Annotated in this window: 18 protein-coding genes and 6 pseudogenes; 9 read left to right on the forward strand and 15 right to left on the reverse strand. The window is 69.0% G+C overall.

Annotated elements, in window-relative coordinates; translation table 11 throughout:
- Positions 1-243: 243 nt before the first annotated feature.
- The 3 genes from ACFZDC_RS39260 to ACFZDC_RS39270 all read right to left on the reverse strand — a co-directional run bounded on the left by ACFZDC_RS39260 (position 244) and on the right by ACFZDC_RS39270 (position 1048).
- The gene (locus ACFZDC_RS39260) at positions 244-411 is read right to left on the reverse strand and encodes a hypothetical protein (protein WP_190201688.1); all 168 of its coding nucleotides are present in this window, start codon (positions 409-411) and stop codon (positions 244-246) included.
- A 91-nt stretch (positions 412-502) separates the two neighbouring features.
- Entirely contained in the window at positions 503-796 is a 294-nt protein-coding gene (locus ACFZDC_RS39265) for a hypothetical protein (RefSeq protein WP_391331549.1), read from the reverse strand.
- 57 nt (positions 797-853) lie between these two features.
- A complete protein-coding gene (locus ACFZDC_RS39270) occupies positions 854-1048 on the reverse strand; it encodes a zinc ribbon domain-containing protein (protein WP_391331551.1) in 195 nt (64 codons plus the stop codon).
- Positions 1049-1169: 121 nt separating this feature from the next.
- Between ACFZDC_RS39270 and ACFZDC_RS39275 the strand changes: the two genes are divergently transcribed.
- Complete coding sequence (locus ACFZDC_RS39275) at positions 1170-1682, forward strand: YceI family protein (protein WP_391331552.1); 513 nt, start codon at positions 1170-1172, stop codon at positions 1680-1682.
- A 15-nt stretch (positions 1683-1697) separates the two neighbouring features.
- Here the strand turns inward: ACFZDC_RS39275 and ACFZDC_RS39280 are convergent, their stop codons facing one another.
- Positions 1698-5465, reverse strand: a complete 3768-nt coding sequence (locus tag ACFZDC_RS39280; protein ID WP_391331553.1) for a DNA-binding protein — start codon at positions 5463-5465, stop codon at positions 1698-1700.
- Between the two features lie 253 nt (positions 5466-5718).
- Between ACFZDC_RS39280 and ACFZDC_RS39285 the strand changes: the two genes are divergently transcribed.
- From ACFZDC_RS39285 to ACFZDC_RS39295, 3 genes and pseudogenes are all read left to right on the forward strand, one after another.
- Positions 5719-7038 carry a glycosyltransferase 87 family protein gene (locus tag ACFZDC_RS39285; protein ID WP_391331555.1) on the forward strand — a complete coding sequence of 440 codons (1320 nt, stop codon included), beginning with the start codon at positions 5719-5721 and terminating at the stop codon, positions 7036-7038.
- Between the two features lie 275 nt (positions 7039-7313).
- Positions 7314-7469, forward strand: a pseudogene (locus ACFZDC_RS39290) (transposase); the annotation flags it as partial.
- Positions 7470-7515: 46 nt separating this feature from the next.
- Positions 7516-7719, forward strand: coding sequence for an IS3 family transposase (locus tag ACFZDC_RS39295; RefSeq protein ID WP_391331556.1), 204 nt, complete (start codon positions 7516-7518; stop codon positions 7717-7719).
- 84 nt (positions 7720-7803) lie between these two features.
- On the opposite strand, the gene ACFZDC_RS39300 is transcribed toward ACFZDC_RS39295, so the two are convergent.
- The 4 genes and pseudogenes from ACFZDC_RS39300 to ACFZDC_RS39315 form a co-directional block, all read right to left on the reverse strand.
- Positions 7804-8586, reverse strand: a complete 783-nt coding sequence (locus ACFZDC_RS39300; RefSeq protein WP_391331558.1) for a glycosyltransferase — start codon at positions 8584-8586, stop codon at positions 7804-7806.
- The gene (locus tag ACFZDC_RS39305; RefSeq protein WP_391331560.1) at positions 8583-9350 is read right to left on the reverse strand and encodes a glycosyltransferase; all 768 of its coding nucleotides are present in this window, start codon (positions 9348-9350) and stop codon (positions 8583-8585) included. The genes ACFZDC_RS39300 and ACFZDC_RS39305 overlap by 4 nt, the downstream gene beginning before the upstream one ends.
- Positions 9343-10164: a UTRA domain-containing protein gene (locus ACFZDC_RS39310; RefSeq protein WP_391331562.1), complete on the reverse strand. Its 822-nt coding sequence runs from the start codon at positions 10162-10164 to the stop codon at positions 9343-9345. The genes ACFZDC_RS39305 and ACFZDC_RS39310 overlap by 8 nt, the downstream gene beginning before the upstream one ends.
- Positions 10165-10541: 377 nt before the next feature.
- Positions 10542-10697, reverse strand: a pseudogene (locus ACFZDC_RS39315) (transposase); the annotation flags it as partial.
- A 159-nt stretch (positions 10698-10856) separates the two neighbouring features.
- Between ACFZDC_RS39315 and ACFZDC_RS39320 the strand changes: the two are divergent.
- The 4 genes and pseudogenes from ACFZDC_RS39320 (at position 10857) to ACFZDC_RS39335 (ending at position 13181) form a co-directional block, all read left to right on the forward strand.
- Positions 10857-11555, forward strand: coding sequence for an SDR family NAD(P)-dependent oxidoreductase (locus ACFZDC_RS39320; RefSeq protein ID WP_391331563.1), 699 nt, complete (start codon positions 10857-10859; stop codon positions 11553-11555).
- Positions 11556-11645: 90 nt separating this feature from the next.
- Positions 11646-12032, forward strand: a pseudogene (locus ACFZDC_RS39325) (transposase); the annotation flags it as partial.
- Positions 12033-12407: 375 nt separating this feature from the next.
- Positions 12408-12548 (forward strand): annotated as a pseudogene (locus ACFZDC_RS39330) (IS5/IS1182 family transposase); the annotation flags it as partial.
- 108 nt (positions 12549-12656) lie between these two features.
- The gene (locus ACFZDC_RS39335) at positions 12657-13181 is read left to right on the forward strand and encodes a GNAT family N-acetyltransferase (RefSeq protein WP_391331564.1); all 525 of its coding nucleotides are present in this window, start codon (positions 12657-12659) and stop codon (positions 13179-13181) included.
- Position 13182: 1 nt separating this feature from the next.
- Here the strand turns inward: ACFZDC_RS39335 and ACFZDC_RS39340 are convergent.
- From ACFZDC_RS39340 to ACFZDC_RS39370, 7 genes and pseudogenes are all read right to left on the reverse strand, one after another.
- Positions 13183-13624, reverse strand: a pseudogene (locus ACFZDC_RS39340) (transposase); the annotation flags it as partial.
- A gap of 851 nt (positions 13625-14475) precedes the next feature.
- A complete protein-coding gene (locus ACFZDC_RS39345; protein ID WP_391331566.1) occupies positions 14476-14751 on the reverse strand; it encodes a hypothetical protein in 276 nt (91 codons plus the stop codon).
- 208 nt (positions 14752-14959) lie between these two features.
- Complete coding sequence (locus tag ACFZDC_RS39350; protein ID WP_391331567.1) at positions 14960-15571, reverse strand: GAF domain-containing protein; 612 nt, start codon at positions 15569-15571, stop codon at positions 14960-14962.
- The gene (locus ACFZDC_RS39355) at positions 15486-16157 is read right to left on the reverse strand and encodes an ATP/GTP-binding protein (RefSeq protein ID WP_391331569.1); all 672 of its coding nucleotides are present in this window, start codon (positions 16155-16157) and stop codon (positions 15486-15488) included. Before ACFZDC_RS39355 ends, ACFZDC_RS39350 begins: the two co-directional genes overlap by 86 nt.
- Positions 16135-16527, reverse strand: a complete 393-nt coding sequence (locus ACFZDC_RS39360; RefSeq protein ID WP_391331570.1) for a DUF742 domain-containing protein — start codon at positions 16525-16527, stop codon at positions 16135-16137. Before ACFZDC_RS39360 ends, ACFZDC_RS39355 begins: the two co-directional genes overlap by 23 nt.
- A 3-nt stretch (positions 16528-16530) precedes the next feature.
- Positions 16531-16923 carry a roadblock/LC7 domain-containing protein gene (locus ACFZDC_RS39365; protein ID WP_391331613.1) on the reverse strand — a complete coding sequence of 131 codons (393 nt, stop codon included), beginning with the start codon at positions 16921-16923 and terminating at the stop codon, positions 16531-16533.
- A gap of 36 nt (positions 16924-16959) precedes the next feature.
- The gene (locus ACFZDC_RS39370) at positions 16960-18501 is read right to left on the reverse strand and encodes an ATP-binding protein (RefSeq protein ID WP_391331572.1); all 1542 of its coding nucleotides are present in this window, start codon (positions 18499-18501) and stop codon (positions 16960-16962) included.
- Positions 18502-19655: 1154 nt separating this feature from the next.
- Here ACFZDC_RS39370 and ACFZDC_RS39375 point away from each other — a divergent pair.
- A pseudogene (locus ACFZDC_RS39375) lies at positions 19656-19988 on the forward strand (NUDIX domain-containing protein); the annotation flags it as partial.
- Positions 19989-20096: the final 108 nt, after the last annotated feature.

Raw genomic sequence — 20096 nt, forward strand, 5'->3', positions numbered from 1 at the left:
CCTCCAGCACCACACGCTGTTCGAGGAACACACGGCCTTTCCAACCGCTCTCGCCGCAGCTGCTTGACACGTTGAGTGCCTGAGGTGTCTCTACCGCCGGATTTAACGAACTACCGGTAATCAGGCTTGCGCTTCGCTCCAGCCTGATCGGCGGGCCCGCTGACGCGGGCCAAGCTGGCTACGAGGGAAGCATGGGCGTGGCATCCGTTGACAGGCCGTCAACGGATGCCACACCCACGGGGGTCAGCGTCTGCGGGCCCAGCCGGCACCGACTCCGGCCACATGCAAAGCCAAAGCCGTCAGCCCCAGCAGCATGACGTTCGTCGAAGAGAACGCATCGTTGGTACTGATATCAGCCGCGTTGATCAAAAACGCAAAGAAGAACAGCACTGCCGCGACTATGCCAAGCATGACGAGCTCCTTCCACAAGGCGTGAAGCCCGTATGCCCGGCTATCGCTCCCGCAGACGCTCGGATGCTCCGGACCCTTCGCCAGCGGTACATCAGGCGTGCGCAGGGCGTGGCCGAGTCGCCCGCCGTGGTGCGGCATGGTGGGCGGGCTCGGCCGAGCCCGCGGGTTGGAGACGCTGCAGCCATATGGAGGAGGTGAGCAGCAGGCCGGTGAAGATGGCCAGCAGGAGGGCGGATACCCACATCTGCCGGCTTCCGGGGGTATGCCAGCCGGTCCAGGCGGTCGATGCCGCCCACACCAGGACGCCCACCGCGTAGAAGGTGCGGACCCGGCGCAGCTGCCGCACGGCCCGCAGGGACAGGATGCGATCAGTCGTGGATGCCATGCCGGCCCGTGTACCCCCGTGCACGCTGTTCAGCGGACCGGTTCGCTGCTGTTTCGCTTACCAGTGCTCTCGCTGCTGGCTGCGTCCTTCGAAGTCACGCCGTATGGCTGCCCCTTCGTCTTCGATGAGCCCTGCACTGTCGGGGAGGTCCAGGGCGGCGCCGCAGTGGTTGCATAGTTTCCCGACTTCGGCGGGCGTGCCGCAGGCCTTGCAGAACCGGTTGCCTTGGTGGTTCTCGGTCTTCTGTTCCATGGTCTCTCCCCGATGGTGGGCAGTGTTGACTGCGGAGTACCCGTGGCTTCCGTGTAGATTCTTCTGGGGGGATACCGGGTGGGGCTATAAGAACGCGCGGGCCGCCGCCCGGCGAGCGGCAGTGAACGAGCAGCGGCGAGCCGAGGGGCTCCCCATCCAGTCGGCGGCCGGCACGCTGCCAGAGGAGCGGCGCGAGCAGTTCGAGGACATCGACCCCGCCTGGTGCCCCGCCTGGCCCGTCGACTGGCAACGCTGCTTCCACCTCACCCGACAGCACCTCGACACCGGCGGCACACTGCCTATGACGCCGGGCGACGTTGTGCACCAGGGCGAGGATCTGGGGCGGTGGGTACGAGCACAACGGCTGGGCTGGGAGAAGCTCACCACGGTGCAGCAGTGGATGCTGGAGCACATCCTCGGCATCCAACCCGCCAGCGACGACGAGAAACCGGCCGCGTTCAACGACGCCGCGAAGGATCCCTTCGGCAACGAGCGCGTGGGCTTCGAGAGCAAGGCCGAGATCAAGCGCTCCGAGTGGGGCCTGACCTGGAACGCCATCCTGGAGACGGGCGGCGTCCTGGTCTCCGACAAGATCAAGCTGAACTTCGGCATCTCCGCGATCAAGAACGCGTGACCCGGTCGCCGCGAATCAGCAGGTGCGCCGGTACGGGAGATCCGGGAGATACGTCTTCCAGACGGACTCGGACAGCCCCGAACCGGCGCGCTCGCAGACCTCGGTGATCAGATGGTATGGGTTCAGGTCGTACCGCTGTTCGGGGACGTGGGTGCCGGAGGCGTGGAGCGACCCGTCGGCGCCGAACGCGAGGGCGCGTATCTCGTCGCCCGCGGTGGGCAGGGTGGTCGCCAGGAGTCGTTGGGACGCCAGGTCCCACAGCTGGAGACCGCCCGCCGAACCGGCGACGGCGAGCGTACGCCCGTCGTGGGAGAAGGCGAGCGCGGTCACCGCGCCGGTGGTGTCTGTCGTCGGGTCGGACGTGGTGCCGTCCAGCACACCGAGGCGCACCCGCGCGGTCCCGTCCCAGAGGGTGACCCGGCCCAGGACGTCTCCCACGGCCAGCCGTGAGCCGTCGGGGCCGAAGGCCGCGGTGGTGATCAGGTCCTCGCCGAGCACGCGCGGCTCCATGCGCCCGGCGCGCAGGTCGGCGACCAGGCCCTCCTGGGTGACCAGGGCGGCCCCGTCGTACCGCAGGGCGAGGCCCACGCCCTCCGATGCGGAGGTGACGACGTCGCTGGGACGGGCACTGCGCACGGTCTTCACCCGCTTGTGCCGACGCACGTCCCACACCTCCACGGAGGGCCGTTCCAGGGACCGGTAGACCAGCAGGGTGCGGCCATGGGTGTCGAGGGCGAGACCGTCCGCCGCGAGGGACCCGTCTTCGGCGGCACCGATGACCACGGCGGCGTGTGCGCGACGGGTCTTGAGGTCCCAGACCGTGATCCGGGCCCGGTCAGGCCGCGTCCTCTCCTCGGAGTGGTACGGGTTCGGGCCGGTCGCCAGATATCTGCCGTCGCCACTGAGCGCCATGAGGTCGGCGCAGGAGTCCGTGCCGGGACACGGCCGCGCCGGGGGCTCGAAGACCACCCCTCCCCCTCGGGTGTCGAGCACCTGCACCCGCCGCTTGCCGCCCGTCTCCACGGAGCGGGCCAGGACGCGGCCGTCGTCGGAGAGTTCCGCGCGGTACGCCGTGGGCTGCCGCTGGCTGGCCGTCGCGGCGGCGCCGAGGGCCAGTGAGCGGACGACGGTCGCCGAGCCGCCGAGGTAGCGCACCACCCCCGCGGCACGGTCGTAGGCAACGTCGGTCCACTCGTCCGCGACGATCCGCCGGCTCAGCACGGGCACCTGCGGGCGGTCCGCCCGCGCCACCACGAGCCGGTGGGGTCCGGTGCCCACGAGGAAGGTGCCGCCCGGCCACACCTGGGTCAGTCCCTCGCCCTTGCAGGACGGGGTTTCGCGGCCGGTGCGCAGATCCCATCCGTGGATCCCGTCGTCGCCGGCGACGGTGAGCGTGCGGCTGTCGGGGGTGAACGCCAGGGCGTGGTCGCGGCATTGGGCGGCCCGCGCCTTCGCCGTCCACGGCGCCGAGACCTTCCGTCGGTGCGCGAGATCCCAGAGCTCCAGCGCGTGACCGCCCGTGCACAGGGCGAGCCACCGCCCGTCGGGGCTGGCGGCGAGGCCGTCGACGCCCCCGTCCGGTTCGGGAATCTGCAGCGTCGGGCGGCCGCTGCGCGGGTCGTAGGCGTGCACATCGCCGTCGTCCCAGTCGACGGCGACCAAGGCGCGCCCGGTGAAGTCGAACGGGGTCTGCATCGCGTCCACTCCGGGGAGCGTCCTCGTGACCCGCCCGGACCGCACGTCCCACAGCTCAATGCGGTCTCCCGCCAGCAGCGCGAGAGTCCGGCCGTCCGGGCCCACGGCGGCCGGGACGCCGTCCATCAGCTTGCCGGGGCCCCGCGTGGACAGCGTGAGCCGACGCGTGCGCAGGTCCCAAATCCGGACCCGGTCCGCCGTCACGGACACCACGGACCTGCCGTCCGCCGTCAGCCGGTGCACGTCGTTGCCCGAGCCGTCGAAACCGGCGTCCGCGCCCGGCACCGCGAACACGTCCTCGTCCCGCTGGGCCATCGCCCCGATCAGCGTCGACCGGGTCTCCGTCGTGTCGGCCAGCCGCGCAGCGGCGACGCTGAGCCGCATCGCGGTGCGCGGATCGGAGAACCGCATGCCGTCCGCGACGGCAGCGACCCGACGGGCCTCGGCCTCCACTCGACGGCGGTCGCTGGTGCGGTTCTGCTGCCAGGCGGCGGCCCCGGCGACGAGTGCGAGCACGAGAAGCGTGGCGAGGGCGCCGACGAGTCCGCGGCGTCTGCGGCGCTCGCTCCGGCGCGCGGCACCACTCGCCGTCAGGAACGCCCGCTCCTGCTGGGTGAGCGCCGCTCCGGCCAGCTGTTCCTGCGCCGTGGCCAGCCGGGTGCCGCGGTATAGGGCACCCGGATCACGGCCGAGGTCCTCCCAGGTGCGGGCCGCCTCGGTCAGCCGTCGGTGCACCCGCAGCTGTTCGCGTTCCTCGTCGATCCAGCCGGACAGCCGGGGCCAGCCGGTGATCAGCGCCTCGTGGGCGAGGTCCACGGTGCCGTGATCGAGGGTCACGAGCCGGGCCCGCGCCAGACGATCGAGGACGAGGGAGACGTCGGCGGGGGCCGGCGGGCCTGCTGACGGGGCGGTGGCGGCGGGACTCGGCTGCCCGGTGAAGTCGAGTTCGGTGCGGTCGACCGGACGGCGGGTGTCCTGGGAGCCCTCACCCGGGGTGATGAGTCGCAGCAGGACAAGGCGGGCGAGTTCCGCGTGTTCGGGGGACAGGTCCGCCCAGACCTCCTCGGCGCTCTGGGCGATGGCCCCGTGGACACCGCCCGCGGCCTCGTACGCCTCCTCGGTGAGTGCCCGGCCGTGGCGGCGGCGCCAGGTCTCGCGCAGGACGTGCGACAGCAACGGGAGTCCGCCGGGCTCGTCGGCCATCTCGTCGACCAGGCGGGCGGTCAGGGTCCGTTCGACGATGTGTCCGGCGCTCTGGGCGGGCTTGACGATCACCTCGCGTAGCTCGGCCGGGTCCATCGGGCCGACCAGCAGGCCCGCCTCCCCCAACGCCTCGGTCAGACCCCTATGTTCGGCGCAGCGGCCGTAGAAGTCCGCCCGTACGGCGATGACGACCCGCAGCCCGCTCTCCGGCTCCCGGGCGGCGAGCAGCAGGTCGAGGAACGCCCGGCGCTCGTCCGGGTCCCGGCAGAGGGTGAAGACCTCCTCGAACTGGTCGACGACGACCAGGGTGTCGCCCGTCCCCGCCGGTCGAAGCGCGCCCGTGTGGGTGCGGGCCGGATGCGGGCCCGGGGTGAGAACGCGGATCGCGGCCAGCTCGCGCTCGGCACGCAGGGCCGGGATCAGTCCGGCCCGCAGGAGCGAGGACTTGCCGCTGCCGGAGGGGCCGAAGACCGCGGTGAAACGCCGGTCGCGGACCCGCTGCCGCAGGGCCGTGACAAGTCGGTCGCGGCCGAAGTACCGGTCGTGGTCGTCGAGTTCGAAGCGGGCGAGTCCCTGGTAGGGCGGCTCCGTGTCGTCGTCCTGGCCGGCGGCCGCCTCGCGGACCTCCCGGTCGGCCTCCTGCCAGCGGCGCTCCCACTCCCCCGGGTCGCCCCCGCAGGCCGTGGCGTAGGCCAGGGCCACCTGGAGCGAGGGCAGGTGCTCGCCGGCCGCGGCCTGGGAGAGCGCGGTCACGGAGAAGTGCGCCCGGCGGGCGAGTTCGCGGTAGGTGGGGCCTCCGGCCTCCTGGCGGAGCTTGCGGAGGGCGTACGCGAACCTCGGCACCGGCCCGGCGGCCGGATCGACCGGAGTCTCCCGACGGCCCATGTGTGCTCCGTCTCCCCGTGTCCGCCCGCGCCCCCGTGCCGTGAACGCGTATCCATCGCCGCCACCCTAAGGAACCTTCCGGACCGCCCGCAAGGTTCCGCAGCGGCCGCCACCAGGCACTTTGTTTTGTTCACAGTGGCGTGCGGTGGCTGCTGAACAACGCGCCGAGCGCTGGACTCGTGGTCACGGGCCTCGTTCCAGGGGCCGGTACCGCAGCGCGCGGTCCCTGCGCACAGACGCCACGAGAGACGACATGACCCTCACGAAGGGGGCGGCGACACCGCCCTCACGCACTGCCCGAGGTGTCCTCACGGGGGTGGGACACCTCGGGCAGGCCTCCCCGCTCGCGCTGCCCGGGCGACGGCGCTTCTCCCTCGCGCGCCGGGCCCTGGCCCACTGGCTCGGGTGCGCGGTCTTCGCGCTGATCCTGGCGATGACGACGGGGCTCGGCCCGCACCGCATCTGGGGTGCCTGTGCGGCGGCCGGATACGGTACGGCGGCACTGCTCGCCATGCGCGACTCACGCACCGGGAAACGGGCCGCGGTGACGGCCGCGCTCCTCGGGGCGGTCGTGGTGCCGCTGGTGGTGCTGGTCGTCTCGGGTGCGGCCCAGTCGGAGGTCGGAGTCGTCGAGCGCTCGGGGGCGCTGTTGCTGCACACCGGCAGCCCCTATCTGCCGCATCCGGCCCACACCGTGGACTACAACCCGTATCTGCCCGGGATGGCCCTCTTCGGCGTCCCCCGCGCTCTGTTCGGCGACGGTCCGCTCACCGACGCCCGCGTCTGGTTCTGCCTCACCTTCCTGGTCTGCATGTTCTTCGCCGGGCGGCGCCCCGCCGGGGGTCCTGGCCCGACGCCGGCGGGCGCGGTGTCGCTGCTCGCCGCCTTCCCCGCGGTGGCGCTGCCGCTGGCCGTCGGCGGGGTGGACCTGCCGGTGGTGGGGCTGATGTGCCTGAGTCTGGCGCTGGCCAGCCGTGGCGGCTCGGGCACGGCGGCCGGCGTGGCGATGGGCGCGGCGGCCGCGCTGAAGTGGACGGCGTGGCCGCTGCTGCCGGTGGGGCTGGTCCTGCTCGCGGTCACGGCGGGCCGCCGCACGGCGTTGCGGGCGGCTCTGGCCGCGCTGTCGGTGGCGGCCACGGCCGTCGTGCCCGTCGCTCTCGCCGACCCGCACGCCTTCGTCGAGCACGTGGTGCTCTTCCCGCTCGGTGCGGGCGGGGTCCGCTCGCCGGCGGCCAGCCCACTGCCGGGCCGTCTGCTGGCCGTGTACGTGCCGGGCGGCGCCGCTCTCGCGACGGCCGCGCTGGGGGCCGCCGCGCTGGGGGTGACGGTCTCGCTGCTGATACGGCCGCCCCGTACCGTCCGTGCGGCGGCGGACCGGCTGACGGTCGGCTTGGGGCTCGCCATCTGCCTGATCCCGGCGACCCGCTTCGGCTATCTCGTCCTGCCGTTGGTCCTCGCAGGCTGGTTCCGGTACACGTCGAAAACCGGCATCCGCCGTACCGGCCCACCACTCCGAGAAAGCCCACCGCACAGGGCATCGGGCTGGTCCCGGAACTCCGCTGCTGGTTCATGACAACTGACCGCGTTCGCTGGACTCGGGCTGGAGTGGGCGGCGCAGGTACAAAGCGGGGAGCAGCCGGCACTGGTGGCCAGCCGCTGCGTGCGCTCTCGGAAGGTTCGGGCGAGAGCCCTGGTCGAAGCGGCTCGGGATCGCTGAACGCGAACGCCAGTTTCCCGGGCCTGTCCCCGCCCTTCGAGCGGGGTCGGTGTCTACCTGCCGCTGCTCGCAGCCCCGGTGCACCTCCCCTCCTACTGTGGAGACCGTGACCGGAGGGATAGTTGGGGGTCATGGCATCCAGGAAGCGCATCTACGACGCCGAGTTCCGGGAGGGGGCGGTGCGGATCGTGACGGAGACCGGAAAGCCGATTCCGGAGGTGGCCGAGGATCTGGGCATCCATCCCGGGACGCTGCACAGCTGGGTCTCGCGGGCATGGCGCAACGGGTCGCCGTCGTCGGACCGGCCGGTGGCCGAGCCGTCTGGTGGCCGGTTTGCGGGCACGGCGCAACGTGCTCAAGGTCGAGTACGTCCACCGGCACACCTTCCGCACCCGCACCGAGGCCCGCATCAAGATTGCCACCTGGATCACCGACTTCTACAACGCCAGGCGGCTACACAGCGTGTGCGGGTTCAAGAGCCCGATCGACTACGAACGCGAGTACCGAGCCACCCTCGCCAAGGGCCTGGCCGCATAGACCGTCTCCACGCTTCGAGGGGATTGACACCCGCAACAAGATGGTCCGCCGACTCCGTCGGCGGACCATCAAGAAAGATCGAGGTTAGTGATTCTGAAGCAGATCTGGTGCGTCGGAGGCATTCCGTATCCCCGACCACGCGCGCAGGGCTACGGCATGCTCCTGAATCAGGGACATCCTGGCCTCCCACTCGGATCCGGCGCTATGGGCAGGATGTGTAGTGATCTGATCTGCATGCTTCCGGTACAAGAGGCCGATTTCATCGCTGAACCACCCGTGACTTAGGGCATCCAGCCCGAGCAGGAGCCCGGTGTCGCCAGAGGCAGGTAGCGCCATCCACCCGCCAAGCAGCGCAAGGAGCGGCCGACGCACACACAAGGTGGCCGGATGGATCTGAGGCCGGCGGTGCTGCTCCCAAAACGCGTAGCTGCTACCGCGGGGGAGAAGACCCGCTTCCGGGTCACCTTCGAAGGCGCGCGTCGTCCCGTCCTCCATCAGGTCCAACACACGCGATGTGGTCCAGCCGACGTCCGCACGAGAGGTCAGAACAGCGATGTCGCGCGCGAGGACGCCTGGCGCCAGCCTGTCGTCAGCATCAAGGCTCTTCACGTACTGCCCCGTCGACCGGGCAAACGCCATGGTGCGTGCCACGTGTGGTCCGCCCTGCCGCGAGGACCCGACGAGAATTCGAGGGTCGTCGGAAGGGAGCTGGACTGCGGCGTCGACCCCGTCTCCGTCTTCCTGCACGCACCATTCCCATGACCACCCGTCAGGGAGTTCCTGAGCGTCAATGGATCTGTAGGCGTCGGTGATGAATCGAACCCCAGGGCCATGAACGGGCGTGACGATTGAAATGATCTTGGTCACGAGGATGCCTTTCGGGCAGCCAGAGGAACCTTGGGCTTCCAGCTCCAGCCCAGACTTCGCAGGGCCTCAAGCCGCGGCAAGAGGAGATCATCGAGCGCGGCCCGCTCGTCTGGGTCCCAATGAGCCTGTTGTGCTGTTGCCTGCGACGAATGCGTGCGGTAGATGGCGCCGGGTTCATTAATCATCCAACCCTGCGATACCGCCTCGCAGAGCAGGAGCAGTGCGACGTCCTCCGAGGCTGGCAGCATTGGCCACCCTCCTACGGCGTGCACCAAGTCGGTGTGGGCCGTGAGCGTCGTACCGACGACCGGGAACCGCTCGGCTCGATAGCCGGCGAGCATGGTGTCACCAACCAAGCTGCCTGCCGGGGGGTCATGAGGGCCGGGGTGGAGCGAGCCGTCAGGTAGAAGGTCTAGGCACGCGGATACACACCAGGCGACGTCTGGGTGATCTGTGAGCGTGGTGATGGCTCGGCTGAGTGCTCCTGTCGGCAACAGATCATCCGCATCTAGGGCGCGGACGAGGTCACCACGCACGCGGGACATAGCGATGCTCCGAGCCATGGCGGCGCCGCCCTTGCGGTTGGAGCCGATGGAGATCCTGCTGTCGGTGGGCAGGACTGAAGCAGGGTTGCCGGGACCGTCCTCCTGCACGATCCATTCCCACTCCCAGCCCGGCGGGAGAGTTTGTGCTTTCAGTGAATCGTATGTTCCGCGCATGTACGCCTGCCCCCCGTCGTCAACGGGGGTGATGATGCTAATCATTGGCATTCCAGCGCTCCAGCCGGGTGGTATAAATCAGTTCAATTCGATCGGCGGCAATCGGAATATCCATCAGCTCTACAGGATCCCCGTCCGTTGAATAACTGATCTTTCGGATGCGGATCACAGGGACGTGCGGTGGGATGTCGAAGTCCCTAACCTCATCAGCCGTGGGCATGTCGGCGGTCACGTGATCCACGATCTTGTCGAGTTCTACCCCGATGGTGTGCAGTTGGTGCATAGTTCCTCCGGGCCAGGGTTCTCTGGCGGAGTCAAGCAGGTCAGGGTTTCCCTTGATCACGTCGTACGGGAGGTAGCTTGTGGATCGGTCTACACCCGCACGTTCGGCGTGCTGGCGCGTGTAGATCCGGCGCAGCACAGACGCTCCACTGGGAAGCCCGAGAGCCTCCCGAACATCGTCCGGTGCCTCGATGACGGAGTATTCGGCTCGATCTTCATGTAGCTCATCAAGAGGGATTCCGGAATCGGATTCTGAAACCCCCGAATTTGATCGCTGGGATTTCGGGAGCAGTACCGAAGATTTTTCTGCGTGATACCGCTCGTTGCTGCGCTTCTTGTGCTGCGGCGGCACACGCACCCACGTATACCCACCGGCCAGGCCCGAGAGAACACCCGTTGCCTTGAGGTTCATTACGGCCTTGGAGGCGGTGTTTTTGTTTACGCCGTATTGCTCGGCGAGAGCGGCGATCGTGGGGATCTGATCGCCAGGGCGCAGCGTGCCTCTTTCAATCTGCGCCATGAGCGCGTCGGCGAGGCGCTGGGCGCCGCCACGCGCTCCCTTCGTGGACTCCGTCATAGTTGCACCACCCTGGCAGATCAGACACGCCCTAGCAGCCCCTTCCTAGTAAGGAGTTGACGGGTGTCGGTTGCCTGCGCCAGCCTCTCCTCGCTGGATCTTCCTAGGAAGCCTAACTTAATACGTCTGGCTGTCCGTGCTTACGCGCGGCTGGGGTGACGAGGTCCACGCGGTCCCCGAGAGCAGCAGCTAGCTGTCCCACCCGCAGCCGTTGCGCTGCCCGCCCGCCACAGACCGCCCGCTTCCCAAGGGCGACCTGCGGTGGCGGCATCAGACCCCGACGCGCGTTCGACGAGGCTCTACAGCGCCTGAACAAGCTCGTGCAGCGCCTGGACGACGAGGGCGATCAAACGGCTCCGAGCCCAGCAGGCCGTCTGCAGATCGCGCCACTGCACGCCCGTCCGGATCCGGTACAGCACTCCGTTGATTACCTGCCGATGGTCCCGCCATCGGCCACAGCGTCGGTTGCTCACTGGCAGGAGCGGCTCAAGTCGCTCCCACTGGGCGTCAGTCAGATCACCCCTGTGTCCCACAGTCCTATCAACGACTCAACTGATCGGCAGGGCACTGCCTAACTCCTGATCCACAGTCAGGAGCGGAGCCGTCGGAGAAAGCCAGGAGCGAGCGTCGAAGATCGCTGGGTATAGTGCAGGCGCTTTGCCCGATGACCCCGTCGCCGAGGAGGCAGTCCCATGGACCCCGTCACGCTGATCACCGGTGGCTCGACCGGAATCGGCGCCGCCACCGCCCGCGCCCTGCTCAAGCAGGGCCACCGCGTGGCCGTCACCGGACGCGACGCGGGCAAGCTGGCCGCCTTCGCCACCACCGCGGGGGCGGGCGAGCGGCTGCTGACGATCACCGGCGACGCCAGCGAAGCGGATGACGTAGCCGCTGCCGTCCGCCACGTGCTGGACACCTGGGGCCAGCTGGACAACGTCATAGCCAACGCTGGTTTCTCGCTGCCCGGCAACCTGGAGACCCACGCCCCTGAGGACATGCGCGCCATGATCCTCACCAACGTCCTGGGCCCCGCCCTGCTGATCCAGGAGACCCTGCCCCACCTGAGGACCTCCAAGGGCCGAATCGTGATCATCGGCTCGGTCGCCGGCGTCCGCCACACCCCCGGCAACCTCTACTCCGTCACCAAGTGGGCCGCCCACGCCCTCGCCGAGAACACCCGCCTCCTGGTCGGCCAGGACGGAGTCGGCGTCACCGTTGTCGCCCCCGGCATCGTGGACACCCCCTTCTGGCACGCCCGCGGCGGCACCCCCGAGGCAGCCGCCACGATGACCGCCGAGCAGATCGCGGACACCATTGTGTTCGCCATCAACCAGCCCGCGGGCGTGGACATCAACCACATCACGATGCGGCCGACGGGGCAGGTTGGCTGAGGGATCGACCGGACAACCCCTAGTAGTGCCTGGTCAAATTCACTCGCCGGTGGCGTGTCCGTTGATCGCTTGTTCCATTGACCTTTTGTGATGGGTGAGGAGTTGGCCGCGGTCCGGTGTGATCTGGAGGACTTCGCGGTGGAGATGTTTGAGCCGTTCGCGCGGGCGGATCAACGCCGGTGGGGAACGGTCTATCTGCGGGGTCTGCTGCTGGACGGGCGGCGCAAATCGGTGGAACCGATGGCCGCCCGGCTGGGCGAGGACGGCAACCGGCAGGCCCTGGCGAACTTCATCACCACCAGCCCGTGGGACGCGGCGCATGTCCGCGCCCGCCTCGCCTGGCGGATGCAGCACGTGATCAAACCGACCGCGCTGATCGTGGATGACACCGGCTTCCTCAAAGACGGCGACGCCTCGGCATGCGTGGCCCGCCAGTACACCGGCACCGCAGGCAAGGTCAGCCCTGGTACAGCAGGTGGCCGGCGTGCCGACCGATGGCGAGCCGTTTGCGCGGCTTCACCGGGACACGCCCCGGCGCACTCCCTCACCTTGATCGGCTACACCACGACAAGGGACGCCACCCCGGCTGCGGCGGCCGCCCTGGCCGATACCGCAAAGCGGGCCCAAGACCGAGGCGCCTTGCCCGCTGCCTGTCGCGCCTACGAGCGCGCCGCCGACCTGACGTCCTCCCCCGTCGACCGGCCCCGCTCCCGATGATCGACTGATGGTCACCGATTACTGAGCATTTTCAGGGTGGCCACTGATCGGGCGACGGGGTCGACGTCCCCAACGCACGAGGCTCCTGTGCCGTTGAGAGAGGTGTTCGACGTCTCAACTCATCAACGCAGGCGGATCGTTGGTCCTTATCCTGCCGCACTCGACCTGCCTCACGCCCTAGTCGAGTGGGTAACCATGCTCATCGTCACCCGTGAGGGTGGCCCCCGCTGCAAGCTCTCGCCTCACCAGCGGCGTGCGAGTAATTGCCAATATCTGTGGATCAATTGAGCTCGCTCAGGTGGCGATAAGGGCCTGTCCTTCCTTCAGGGAAGCCTCCTTGCGGCCGGTCCACGCAGGGGCGGACGCCTGTGCGAAGATCGCGGCGTGAAGGATCTACGCTTTCGGCTCGCTGACGACGCCGATCTTGCCGCCGTCGTGCGTCTGCGGGACGACGCGGCTCGCTGGATGCTTGCCCAAGGCGTCACTGGTCAGTGGCAGCCTGGTGAGCTGGGCGGGGACCACTTCCGCCGGATCATGGAGAGCGGGGAGGTATGGCTCGCGGAGGCTGCCGATCGTGTGGTCGGGGCTTGGGAGCTCTGGTGGGAGGACGAGGACGCCTGGGGGCCGCAGCCGCCGACGACCGGCTATGTGCACCGGCTGATGGTGGACCGCAGAAGTGCCCCGCCCGGGACAGGGCGGCAGCTTCTGCGAGTCGCGGAGCGACGCGTGGCCGAGGCGGGCCGGCCATTGGTTCGTCTGGACTGCCTGGCCACCAACGCACGCCTGAGTGCGTACTACCTCAACGCCGGATACCGGGTTGTGGGACGCAAGGAGGGCAAGCCGCAGCCGGGCGGTACGCCCAAGTCGTTCACGCTCCTCGAAAAGTCCGTACGGGATGAGTTGAGATAGGTCAAGCGACGAGGGCCTCAGGACGCTCAACGAGCTGGCCGCGTTCGAAGCGGGCTCCGGCGCGGACGAGGGCAACGAGGTGGGGTCCGTTCACGGCCCGCCAGCGGGCCTGGGCAGACTCGACGAGCTTGAGGACCATGGCCAGGGCGGCGGCCGCGCTGCCGGCGCCTCGGGTGACCTCGGTCCGCAAGCGGACGGTGGCGAAGGTCGACTCAATCGGACTCGTGGTGCGCAAGTGGATCCAGTGCTCGGCGAGGAAGTCGTAGAACGCCAGCAGCTCGTCCATGTCGTCGGTGATCTTCTTGAGGGCCTTGGAAAATTTCGCGCCGTAACTCTTCTCGAACGCGGCGACGGCCTTGAGGTGTGGTCGCGGTCCTCGGCGTCGTAGATCTCCTGCAATGCCTTCTTCGCCCCGGCTGGGCGGACTTCGGCCGCCCGCTGAGCCGGAGGCTGCGCCGGACGCCGACTGGCTTGTGCTGGTCCTCGACGAGCCGCTGCGCGAGGCCCTCGCCGTACTGCGCGCCACCCGCGGCGCGCCGGACACCCCGAAGCAGAACGAGGCCGTCGCGCGCGCCGCCATCAGCGCCGTGGCAGACACCGACCTCGAGGGCCCGGCCGAGCACACAAGAAAGGTGCAGGCCGTGATCGCACCGGCATCCGTGCAGGCGATCCAGAGCGAGCTGGCGGACCATCTGCGCGCATGAAGCGAGTGGGACGAAGTCCCAGCGCTGTTCACCGCCCATGAGATCGAGGGACACGGCGTCCGAATGGTGCAGATCCCCGTTCCGGAGCCGTCTGGACATCCCAGGGACACCCGCCGACCGCGGTCGCCTCGCCCACCTGCCGCGCCCGCAGCGGCGCGTCGGCCGCGGCGAACACCGCCATGATCTGCTGGCAGGCCAGATGGTCCGGCAGCTTCGGTCCGCCGACGCGGGCGGCTGCGGATCGGGCAGCTCCAGCAGCGTCTTGCGGGTGATCCGGACCTCCTCGGCGGTCCGGCCGAGTTCGTCCAGCCGTGCGCCTGGAGAGATCTGCCCCCTCGTCGTCTCGGCCTGCGCGGCGATCTCCCGTTCCCACTCCTCCAGCCGTGCCGGCACCCGCTCCGAGGGTCAGCTCCTCGCCGGTCATGTGCTGCACCAAGCCGCAGCGGTGGCCCCAAGACGGCGGTTGGGCCAGGCGGCGCAGATCGCGCGTGTGGTGGGTCCGGATCTGCTCGGTGATGACGTAGCCGGCTGCGGCCCCCGATGACAGCGGGGATAGCGGCCCAGCCGATCAGGGCCAGCGGCCACGCGCATCACTGGGGGCGGACGGCCGCGGGCGAGGTGATCCCGATCAGTACGTCGTAGGCGTTCGACCAGCCGATCAGGAACCCGTTGCGTACATACAGGGCCGCGCACACCGCGAGCACGACGGCGCCCCGGCTGAGGAGCCAGTAGCCGAACCGGGGCAGGGCGCGCCGGTCGGCCCACCGTGCCCGCAGCCGTAACGCGTCGCCGAGGGGTAGGGATGTCCTGGCCGATCCGGAAGGACCGCAGCCGGAGCAGTCGACACCGAAGTGATGCACCGTCACTGCGACCGGGATTCCTGTTCGGCACCGGCGGACCGGTGCAATGGGGCCGGGACCTGGAGCAGTACGCCGCCGACGCCGTTGCGCACGGCATCGAGCTCGGGGCGTCCGCCCGGAGCTCGAAGGCGGGGTCCACCCCGGTTGCCGGGCGGTCACTCTCTCCGGGCGGTCACTCAGGCGATGTCGACCGGATCCCCGGACGGTCGCCCGTTCACTGGCCCCGCTCCAACCGTTCGACGCGCTCCACGAGTTCGGCCGCCATCGTTTTGATGGTCTCCAGTCCCTGGTGGCCCCAGGGATGCGGGTCCTGGTCCACCGCACAGATCGTGCCCAGCACCATGCCCGTGTGGTCGATCAGCGGGGCTCCCAGGTAGGAGTGGATCCCGATGGCATCGACGACGTGATTTCCGGCGAAGCGTGGGAAGTCGCGGACATCGTCCAGCACCAGAGCCTTGCGCCGTCTGACCACGTGCGGGCAGAAACCGATGTCGAGGTCACGAGGCATCACCCGGCCCGGCACAGGGTCGTCGAGCAGGGGGGACTCCAGTTCCACCGTCACGTCCGAGGCCGCGCTGTACAAGCCCGCGAAGTACTGGCGGTTCTCGTCGATGAAGAAGTTGACACCCGCATAGCATGCACCGGTGCGCTCCGCCAGTTCACGCGCGAAGTCGTCGAACTCCGGAACCGGCTTGTCCTCGATCCCCAGTTCCCGCAACCGGCGTGCCCGGGCCTGTGCCTCAGGGTCCTGCGGCGGGAGAAGCAGATGACGCACGGCGATCCCTGTCTCCCCTCCGAAGGGCGTTTTGGGCACCATCGCTGTCATGGGAACTCCTTGAAGTGATCAGATGCTGCACGAGTGAAAGTAGAGCGCGGATGCCCGAGCTGGACAGGCGAGCGTCACACAGGACCACCGGCACCTCGGGCTTGAGGTCCAGCGCCGCCCGCACCTCGTCCGGCTGGTAGTGGTGCGCGCCGTCGAACTCGTTGACCGCGACGATGAAGCCGATGCCACGCGCTTCGAAGAAGTCGACCGCCGGGAAACAGTGCTCCAGCCGGCGGGTGTCGGCGAGTACGACCGCACCCAGTGCACCGGCGGACAGTTCGTCCCACATGAACCAGAAGCGCTCCTGTCCGGGTGTGCCGAACAGATAGAGCACGTGCTGCGGGCTGATGGTGATCCGGCCGAAGTCCATGGCCACCGTGGTGGTGGCCTTGCTCTCCACTCCGTCCAGCCGGTCCGTGGCAGCACTGACCTCGGTCAGCAGCTCCTCCGTGTTCAGCGGCTCGATCTCGCTGACCGCCCCCACGAAGGTGGTCTTGCCCACCCCGAAACCGCCGGCGACCAGGATCTTGATCCCCATCGGAAGGGAGTCGGCGCCGAGTGCCTCAGAGTCGTTTGAGGAGCCCATCCCGCAAGGCCTCCAATAGATCCAGATCGGGGGCAGAGGATGACCCCTGCATTGCCAGGTTGAAGGGCCGTGTGGCGACCGCGCCACGCTCGACCAGGTCGGACAGCAGGACCTTGATCACCGCTGCGGGCATGCGGGTGAGCCCCGCGATCTCCGCCACCGTGACCGGCGACCGGCACAGCTCCAGCACATGGGTGTGGTCCAGTCCGAGGTTGCTCCGCAGTGTGGTACCGGTGGCCACCACCATGGTCATCAGGTCGAACTGGCACGTGGGTCTGGTGCGTCCTTCGCTGACGGTGTACGGCCGGACCATCCGTCCGACGGCGTCGTCGAGCAGCGGCCTTTCCGGGTCACCCGGGGCGTCCGGCATCTCTCACTGCCCCACCGACTGACGTGGAGCGGCCCCCAGGTGTCTGCGGACGCTCTTGACCATCATGGTCATCTCGTAGCCCAACACGGCCGCATCCGCCTCACGCCCGGCGAGCACTGCCAGCAGGGCACCTTGCCCGGCTGCCGAGACGAAGAGCAGCGAGTTGCTGAGTTCGGTCACGATCTGCTGCACGTCACCGCCGTCGTCGAATCGCTTGCCGGCACTGCGGGCCAGGGAGTAGAGCCCGCTGGACAGGGCCGCCAAATGATCCGCTGCGTCGGTGTCCAGTCCGTCCGCGGCCATCACCAGGCCGTCCGAGGACAACAGCAGTGCGCTGCGCGTATGGGGTACACGCTGTATGAGGCCGGTCAACAGCCAAGAAAGGTCTTCGCTCATCACGATCGCGTACTTCTCCTCAATGACGTGAAACGGTTAGTGGGCTTCTTCGGCTGCCAGCGGTTCTTCGGCTGCCTCGGACTTCTCGGCCCGGCGGACGCCGGTCTGGAAGGCGGCCATCAGGCCCGGATCGTTCTCGGCTTCCTTCTTCTCCACGTTCGTGTCCGTGCGGGGGGCCTCGCGCAGTTGGGGGGCGAGGTTTTCCTGACGGCGGCGCTTGGGCAGCGACGGGCGGTCGTCTTTCGGCGTGGGGGGCGCGACGGGGGCCGGCAGCGGTTCGGGTACCGAGGTTCGGGCGGCGGCCTTTTCCGGCGCCGGTGCCTGAGCCGGGGATGTGACGCCCGACGGTTGCTGCTGCGGTTCCGTCGCCTCCTGCTGCCGGCCCAGCAGTTCGTGCGGCAGCACGACGACCGCCTGTGTACCGCCGTAGACGTTGTTCTGGAGCCGTACGGCGATCCCGTGCCGCCGGGCAAGCGCGGAGACCACGTACAGGCCGATCCGGCCGTCCTTGAGCAGCTCGCCCAGAGCGACCCCCTCGGGCGAGGCGAGCAGGGAGTTCATCTGGTTCCGCTCGGCGGAGGTCATGCCCAGGCCGCGGTCCTCGACCTCGATGGCCAGACCGGCGGTGACGTGCTCGGCACGCAGCAGCACGTCGGTGTGGGGAGGCGAGAACACCGTGGCGTTCTCGACCAGCTCCGCCAGCAGGTGGACCACGTCGACCACCGCGTGCCCGCTCACCGTCCCCTCCACGGGGGGAACCATCTTGACCCGCGCGTACTGCTCGATCTCGGCGGCCGCGGAACGCATCACATCGCTCATGCTGACCGGTTGGGTCCACAGGCGGTGGGAGACGGCCCCGCCGAGCACGGCCAGGTTCTCGGCGTATCGCCGGATGCGGGTCGCCAGGTGGTCCACCCGGAACAGGCCCTTGAGCAGGTCCGGGTTCTCGACGTCGTTCTCCAGGTCGTCCAGCAGCCCGATCTCGCGGTGCACCAGGGACTCGAGTCTGCGGGCCATGTTGGCGAAGACCTCGAAGTGCTCGTCGCCGCGCGGTTGTGCGGCCAGCTCCCGCGCAGTCGCCTCGGCAACGCGCTGGACGGAGGCGACCTCATCGCCGAGCCGGTCCAGCGCGTTCCCCGCCGGGTCCGGCACCGGACCGCCCTGCAGCCGCCGGCGCTCCATCAACTCCTGGCCGCGCTCGAGCTGCAGCCGCAGCTGCGCCAGTTCGGCCTGGCCGCGGGCCGCCAACCTGCTCACCTCGGCATGGCGGCGTCTCAGCCCCCGCGCCTTTTCGGAGGCGAACAGCCCTGCGCCCGCGATGATTCCGCAGACGACCAGCAACGTGCCCGTGAGCAGACCCCGGAAGGCGTCCTTGTCGACGACACGGCCCACGCCCGCGGTGAACAGGAGAGCGGCGGCCGCGACCGAGACGGCCGCGACCAGCCCGGCGGGCAGCACCGCGAGAAGCACCACGTGGCGCTCAACTGCCTTGCCGTTCCCGGCCGGATCACTGTCCGGGGCATGCCACGCCGGAGAGTCGACTGCCGTCGGCTCCTGCGGGGCATGTGGGGGCAGCATCGAAGGTTCCTGCATCACAATCCCTGGTTGCTTATCGGCCAGCAGGCCAAAAGTGTTCGATGCACGTTACAGGTTACGGCAGTCCGCGTCACTACAAGTTACATCTTGGGCAATGATTACCAGGTCAGGCGATCACGAGCCAACCCCCCGGCGCCATGACGCACGCCTGCCGATCATTTCGGTTCGTACGGCGTTCGGCGGCCGTCACCACTCCTTGCTGTACGCGGTGGCGCTGCCGACCAGCGCCGCAGGCGTGCTGTTCAACACCGCCTACCCACCCATCTTCGCCCACCTCGTGCCACGTTCGTCCTACGTCGACGCCAACAGCAAGCTCAGCGCCAGCCGGTGCGCCTCCTACGTCGCCGGCCCCGCCATTGGTGGGGCTCTCATCCAGGCCATCACCGCGCCCGGCGCCGTGATCGCAGACGCCCTGACCTTCCTGGTCTCTGCCGCCCTCGTGGGACCGATCCAGGTGGACGAACCAGCGGCTGTCGGTGGCCGACAGGCAGGCTACTCCCTGCTGCGCCGTGCCAGAGAAGGGCTGGCCTTCATCGTCCGTCACCCAGTTCTGCGAGCGAGTCTCGGCTGTGCGACGACCGTCAACTTCTTCACGTTCCTGTCGGGCACCGGTCTGACCGTGCTGTTCGCCGACCGAGTGGTCAGTCTGTCCGCAGGGGTCATCGGGCTGGCTTTCGGTATCGGATCAACCGGAGCTCTCCTGGGCCCGGTGATCGACCCGACGATTTCGCGATGGTTCGGCCTGGGCCGAAGCATCGCGGTCGGCGCAGTACTGTTCCCGGCCCCCCTCGCTGTCGCCGCCACAGCCAGCGGTCCCACGTGGGCCCGCACTGGGGCCCCGGGTCTCGCGGAATTCCTTGCCGGAATCGGCGTCATGCTGTTCGACGTCAACCTCAACTCCCGGGCCCACACCCCTGTGCCGCTGCAACAGGCGCCCGACGACCCCGACCAACCAACAAAACTGATCAACACCCACGAAACCGGCCCAGAGCGGGAAACAGCGCTTCACAGGCCCGCCCAGCCGTGGCCCGCAAGCAGCGCCAAGCCCCTCGCCAACACACACCACACCGCCGGACCCAACCAACCAACTGATAGACCCACCTCAACGCCCCAGACACCGATCACAAGCAACGAACCGCGAGACCCCGCGTCAGGCTACGCGCCGCGAGAGGCTGGAGGAGATCGGCCTCGGCCGGGAACCGGGCCGGCTTCTCGCGGCCGACTGGGTGCACGGGACGGCATGCCCGCCCCTCGTCGCCTACCTCTACGGCGGCGGGCTCCTCCGCGAGGACGACCTCCAGGCGATCGGCTCCAGGAGGAGGAGTTGCTCTCCTGGCGACTGGTGCCGCGCGAGGAACTCACCACCCACCTGCCGGGCGTCCCTGGGCCGCCGTGTGCTCGCCGCGCTGGACGTGCTGGTGGACGGCGCGGGCACGGCGGAGCTGGAGAACGGGCACCAGGTCGGCTGACCGGACCCAGGCGCAAACAGAGGGTCACACACAGAAAGATCACGTTATAAGGATGATGATCCAATAATTACGGCGCGTCCCACCTTCTGCCTTTCTGTCCGATATTAC

Source organism: Streptomyces sp. NPDC007905, from assembly GCF_042959345.1.
Taxonomy (GTDB): Bacteria; Actinomycetota; Actinomycetes; order Streptomycetales; family Streptomycetaceae; genus Streptomyces.